Here is a 6,195-nt window from a genome sequence, read left to right as displayed (position 1 = left end):
TGGGGCGGGGGGCGGCGCGCGGGGGGGGGGCGGCGTGGGGGGGCGGGGGGGCGCCGCCCGCCGCCCCCCCCCCCCACCCCGACGGGATCCGCTACGCGGTGACGCCCGCTATGACCTCGGCCGCCGCCATTCCGCAGACCCGGGCCGCGCCGTTCGTCGCGATGTACAGGGCACCCCGGGGCGTGGCCTGCGGTACGCCCATCTCCACCACGACGGTGTCGGGGCGGGCCTTGAGCAGGGTGTCCAGGGCCGCGGTCATCCAGGGGTGACGGTGTTCGTCCCGGACCACCGCGACGATCCTGCGGTCCCCCGCCGCCACGATCGCCGCGTGACCCGCGTCCTCGCCGGCGAAACTGCCGGTCTCGGTGCCGGGCACCAGCCGGGTCAGTTCGGCGGAGACGCCCCACGGGGTCTCGGTGCCCACGGCGATGTTGGTCTCGGGCGTGAGGGAGGCGACGAAGAGCGGTTCGGCCGGGGCCGTGTAGGGGTCGACGCGCGTCACACGGAGCGCGCGGCGGGCGGCGACCAGGCCGATGTCGGTGAGGGCCGGGTCCGGCTGGGCCACCTCCGTCGTGGCCGTCCAGGTCGCCAGGGCCCGCACCCGCTGCGCCGCGTCCGCCAGGCGTTCCTCGGGGAGTTCCCCGGAGCGGACCGCGGCGACGAGGGCGTCGCGCAGCCGTCGTACCGTCTCGTCGTCGGAGAGGCCGCCGCCCACGCAGATCGCGTCGGCACCAGCGGCGAGCGCCAGGACGGTGCCGTGTTCGATCCCGTAGGTCCCGGCGATGGCCTGCATCTCGATGCCGTCGGTGACGATCAGGCCGTCGTAGCCGAGTTCGCCGCGCAGCAGCTCGGTGAGGACGCGGTGGGACAGCGTGCCGGGCCGGGTCGGGTCCAGGGCGGGGACCAGGATGTGGGCGCTCATCACGGCGCGGCTGCCGGCGGCCATGGCCGCGCGGAAGGGCACCAGTTCACGGGCGTGCAGGACCTCGGCGCTCGCGTCGATGCGGGGCATCGCGAGGTGGGAGTCGACGGCGGTGTCGCCGTGGCCCGGGAAGTGCTTGGTGCAGGCCGCCACCCCGGCCGCCTGGAGACCGGTGACGTAGGCCGCCGTGTGCCGGGCGACCAGGTCCTGGTCGGCGCCGAAGGAGCGGACGCCGATGACCGGGTTGGCGGAGTTGGAGTTCACGTCGGCGACCGGGGCCCAGCTGAAGTTGACCCCGCAGGCGGCGAGGCGGCGGCCCAGTTCGAGGGCGACCTGCCGGGTCAGCTCCGGGTCGTCGACGGCGCCGAGGGCGTGGTTGCCGGGGAAGGAGGAACCGGTGCGCACCTCCAGGCGGGTGACGTCACCGCCCTCCTCGTCGATCGCCACCAGGACGTCGTCCCGCTCGGCGCGCAGCTGGGCGGTGAGGGCCGAGAGCTGCTCGGCCGAGATGATGTTGCGGCCGAACACGCCCACGGAGGCGAGGCCCTCGCCCAGTCGGCGCAGCAGCCAGTCGGGGGCGGTGGTGCCGGTGAAGCCCGGCTGGAGGACCGTCAGCGCGTCGCGCGTGAGTGTGTCCGTACCGCTGGCGAATGTCGTCATCGGATGGGGTTATCCCTTCACGGCGCCCGCGGTGAGGCCCGCGGCCATCTTGCGCTGGACGAGGAGGAACAGGACGACGATCGGCACGGCGAGCATGGTGGCGCCGGCCATCATCGGGGCGTATTCGGTGCCGTGCTTCGTGGTGAAGTTGGCGAGCCAGACGGTCGCCGTCTGGTGCTCCTGGCTGAGCAGCATCAGGGCGTAGAGGTACTCGTTCCAGGCCTGGATGAAGCCGTAGACCGAGGTGGCGACCAGGCCGGGGGCGAGCAGCGGGAAGACCACGCGGACGAAGGCGCCGGTGCGGGAGCAGCCGTCGACCATGGCGGCCTCCTCCAGCTCCTTCGGGATGTTGACGATGAATCCGCGCAGGGTCCACACCGTGAAGGGCAGGATGAAGGTCAGGTAGGTGATGATCAGGCCGCTGAGCTTGTCGTACTGGTCCAGGTCGTTGAGGAGCAGGAAGACCGGGATGATCATGGCGACCAGCGGGATCATCTGGACCGCGAGGATGCCGACGATCACGACCTTGCGGCCGCGGAAGGCGAACCGGGAGATGGCGAGGGCGGCCAGCAGCCCGATGACCATGCCGATCACCACGACGGAGAGGGACACGATCAGGCTGCGGCCGACCGGGCCCCAGAAGTCGGCGATGTCCAGCGCGCGGCGGAAGTTGGACAGGGTGACGCCGGTGGGCAGCAGGCTGGGGTCCGGGTCGATGGCGTCCTTCGCCGGCTTGAACGCCGTGTTCAGCATCCAGTAGACGGGGAAGCCCGCGACGACGAAGACGAGGAGGCCGAGGAGGTTCCAGCCGGCCTTGGCCCTCCTGCGGCCGGGGGTGGCTACGGTGCTCATTCGACCTCTCCGATCTGCAGCATCTGGCGCATGTACACGGCGACGACGCCGAGCAGGAGGACCACGGTGAGCAGGGCGATCGCGGAGCCCTGCCCGTAGTCGTTGACGACGAAGGCGCGGTCGTAGGACCAGGTGGTCAGCAGCTGGAACTCGGCCTCGGGGTGGCCGCCGCGCATCACGAAGACCTGCGGGAAGACGCCCATGTCCCAGATGACCGAGAGCGTCGTGAGCATCACGATGACCGGCTTGAGGATGGGCAGCGTGACGTAGCGGAAGACACCCCAGGGGCCGGCGCCGTCGAGGCGGGCGGCCTCCTCCAGCTCCTTGGGGACCTGGGTGAGTCCCGCGCTGAGCGTGATGACCACGAAGGGGACCGCTCCCCAGACCACCAGGAGCATGATCACCGCGAGCCCCTCGGGCCCGCTGGCGAACCAGTTGTGGCCGACCATGTCGACCCCGGGGAGCTTGCTGAGCAGGGCGTTGAGGATGCCGTAGTCGGAGTCGAAGAGCCACTTGAAGACCGTCGTGGCGACGATGACGGGCATGCCCCAGCTGGCCACCAGCGCGATGTTGACCAGCGTCTTCACCCAGCCGGAGACGCGCTGCAGCAGCAGCGCCACGAGCATGCCGACGACCATGGTGAAGACGACGGAGCCGCCCGCGAAGACGATCGTGCGCAGCACGACCTGCCAGAACTCACTGTCGCCGAGCACCTCGGAGAAGTTCCCGAACCCGACCCACTCGGCCGGCTTGAACCCCCACAGCTGGGACTGCCCGAAATCCTGGAAGGAGAGCGTGACCAGCCGGTAGAGGGGGTAGCCGAGGACGAGCGCCAGGATCAGCAGGCAGGGGGCGAGCAGCAGCCAGGGAACGGCGGGCCCGCCGGAACGCCGGTTCGCACGTGGTCTTTGCGGGGAGTCCGGTGGAGGTGCCGGCACCTTGGCGGGTGTGGTCGTATCAACGGCACTCATCGTGCGCTCCTCAAACAGATCGAGAGAGGCCGCCAGCAGCGCGCCCCTCGGGGCGCGCTTCGCGCGCCTTCAGGGGCGCGGGGCGAAATCAATTTGCGGCTCCGCCGCGCGGACGCGACCAGCCACGACGAACCGGCATCAACCCACCAACCCATCGCGGACCTTCTGACATCAACCCACCGGCCGGACCTGCCCCCCGTCGGTCAGGCCCGGCCGTGGACCGTCACGGGGTGTTGATGACCTTGTCGATCGCCGCGTCGGCCTCCTTGGCCGCCGCCTCGACGCTCTCCTTGCCGGTGCCGATGTTCTGCAGCATCGTCTGGAGCACCTGGGCCTTCTCGACCTGGCCCCAGCCCGGCGCCATCGGCACGAACCAGTTGGACTCGGCCGCCTCGGCCGGCACCGCGGTCGCCGGGTCGTTCTTCAGCGTGGCGAGGTCGGTCTTGTTGTTCGGCAGGTTGCCCTTGGCCATCAGGCCCTTCTGGCCGGAGGGACCGGTGAACGCGTTGATCCACTCGGCGGCGACGCCCTGCGCCTTGGACTTCACCGGGATGGCGAGGTCGGAGCCGCCGAGGAAGACCGGCATGTTCTTGCCGGACGGGCCGGGCATCACGAAGTTGACGAGGTTGTCCTTCAGCTTGCCGCCGGTCTTGTCGTTCTTCGGGTCGGCCGCGGTCGCGCCCTCCCAGGCGGCACCGAAGATCATGGCCGACTTGCCCTGGCCGTAGACGATGTAGCGGTCCGACTCGTCCTTGGTCTTGTCACCGTGCATGTACTTGTCGATGACGTTCTTGAACTCGGTGAGGCCCTTGATGGACTCGGCCGACTCGAGGTTGCCCTGCCACTTGCCGCCGTTCTCCACCGCGATGGAGCCGCCGGCGTCGTAGACGAAGGACATGGCCGCGTACCAGTCGCGGGTGGGCTGGTACCAGGCGCTGAACTTGTCGCCTTCCTTCTTCTGGATCTTGTCCAGGTCGGCGGTCAGCTCGGTGTAGGTCTTCGGCGTGGTCTTGATGCCGGCCGAGGCCGCGATGTCCTTGCGCCAGTTGGCCACGCGGCCACCGGCGTAGTACGGCACGCCGTAGGTCTTGCCCTGGTAGGTGACGGAGGCCTTGAGGCCGTCGAGCCACTGGTCGGAGTTGGTGAACTGGGAGGCGTCCACGGGGGCGAAGGCGCCCTTGACCATGTAGCTGAGCATCTCGGTGTTGCCCATCTCGACCACGTCGGGGGCCTTGTCCGTGGCGAGGACGGCGTCCAGCTTGGTGTTCTTGTCCGGCCAGCCGTAGTACTCGTGGTTGATCTTGATGCCGGGGTGCTTCTTCTGCACGGCGGCGTCGGCGGCCTTGACCAGGTCGGGCCAGTTGTTCTGCGCGTCCACCGTGAGCCAGACGGTCAGCGCCTTGGCGTCCGAGCCCTGGGACTTGTTGTCGTCCTTGCTGTCGTTGCCACACGCCGCGACGGAGACGACCATGCCCGCGATACCAATCGCGGCTATCAGCTTGCGCTTCACGCCACCCTCCTCAGGGATGCCACGAACCCCCCTGCCTCCCCGCACGAGCGTTGGGCCGGGACCTGGACCAATGGTGTAGACCAGTGCGGGAAGCTTGGCCCAGACCACCAGGCCTGTCAAGGGTGGTCGAATGGGCTCCGACCAGCCGTTATGCGACCTACATATGCAGGAACCTTTAAGTAAGAAACCCTCGAAAACCCGGGGCGCGGACGAGACAATTCCGGTAGACCACTCACTCGGTGGACTAGACCAACAGCGCCCGCGACGGTATACAGAGGGGATCACGCAGCGTGCAGGCGGAATCCCGTACGCTGCCGTGCCACGAGGCGAGCCGCATCAATAAGCCGGGAAGGCGGAGCATGAGCACCGACGTCAGCAGTGCGGAGAACGAGAGCGGGACAGCCGTCCGTACCGCGCGCGTGCCCAAGTACTACCGCCTGAAGAAGCACCTGCTCGAAATGACCGAGACACAGGCCCCCGGCACCCCGGTCCCGCCCGAGCGCACCCTGGCCGCCGAGTTCGACACCTCCCGCACCACCGTCCGCCAGGCCCTCCAGGAGCTCGTCGTCGAGGGCCGCCTGGAGCGCATCCAGGGCAAGGGCACCTTCGTCGCCAAGCCCAAGGTCTCCCAGGCGCTCCAGCTCACCTCGTACACGGAGGACATGCGGGCCCAGGGCCTGGAGCCGACCTCGCAGCTGCTGGACATCGGTTACATCACCGCCGACGACCGGCTCGCCGGGCTGCTCGACATAACGGCAGGCGGGCGCGTGCTGCGCATCGAGCGGCTGCGCATGGCCAACGGCGAGCCGATGGCGATCGAGACCACGCACCTGAGCGCGAAGCGCTTCCCCGCCCTGCGCCGCTCCCTCGTCAAGTACACGTCCCTGTACACCGCCCTCGCCGAGGTGTACGACGTGCATCTCGCCGAGGCCGAGGAGACCATCGAGACCTCGCTCGCAACCCCGCGCGAGGCCGGCCTGCTCGGCACCGACGTGGGTCTGCCGATGCTGATGCTCTCCCGCCACTCCCTGGACCGCGCAGGCCAGCCGGTGGAATGGGTGCGCTCGGTGTACCGCGGCGACCGCTACAAGTTCGTCGCGCGGCTCAAGCGGCCCCAGGACTGAGCCCGTTCGCACCAGGTCCCCCTGACGGCACGTCACTCTTCTCCACCGAATCGACATGCCGATATGCGGATGAGGTCTTCCGCTGACCTTTCGCGTTCGCCATGATTGCCTGCGCATTACACAGGTGAACAACGGTGATCGCCGTGCGGTCAGTGA

5 protein-coding genes are annotated in these 6,195 nt (G+C 69.2%); 1 reads left to right on the top strand and 4 read right to left on the bottom strand.

The window, feature by feature from the left end; translation table 11 throughout:
* Positions 1-91 precede the first annotated feature (91 nt).
* The 4 genes from AB0472_RS12055 to AB0472_RS12040 form a co-directional block, all read right to left on the bottom strand.
* A complete protein-coding gene (locus tag AB0472_RS12055) occupies positions 92-1,582 on the bottom strand; it encodes a glycoside hydrolase family 3 protein (protein WP_366355686.1) in 1,491 nt (496 codons plus the stop codon).
* A 9-nt stretch (positions 1,583-1,591) separates the two neighbouring features.
* Positions 1,592-2,434 (bottom strand): carbohydrate ABC transporter permease, encoded by an 843-nt coding sequence (locus tag AB0472_RS12050; protein WP_352363278.1) that lies wholly within the window; start codon positions 2,432-2,434, stop codon positions 1,592-1,594.
* A complete protein-coding gene (locus tag AB0472_RS12045) occupies positions 2,431-3,405 on the bottom strand; it encodes a sugar ABC transporter permease (RefSeq protein ID WP_366355684.1) in 975 nt (324 codons plus the stop codon). Before AB0472_RS12045 ends, AB0472_RS12050 begins: the two co-directional genes overlap by 4 nt.
* A gap of 223 nt (positions 3,406-3,628) precedes the next feature.
* Positions 3,629-4,915 carry an extracellular solute-binding protein gene (locus AB0472_RS12040; RefSeq protein WP_366355682.1) on the bottom strand — a complete coding sequence of 429 codons (1,287 nt, stop codon included), beginning with the start codon at positions 4,913-4,915 and terminating at the stop codon, positions 3,629-3,631.
* Positions 4,916-5,274: 359 nt separating this feature from the next.
* Between AB0472_RS12040 and AB0472_RS12035 the strand changes: the two genes are divergently transcribed.
* Entirely contained in the window at positions 5,275-6,039 is a 765-nt protein-coding gene (locus tag AB0472_RS12035) for a GntR family transcriptional regulator (RefSeq protein ID WP_366355680.1), read from the top strand.
* Positions 6,040-6,195 lie beyond the last annotated feature (156 nt).

The organism is Streptomyces sp. NPDC086777 (assembly GCF_040702065.1).
Taxonomy (GTDB): Bacteria; Actinomycetota; Actinomycetes; order Streptomycetales; family Streptomycetaceae; genus Streptomyces.
This window is presented reverse-complemented; position numbering and strand designations above follow the sequence as displayed.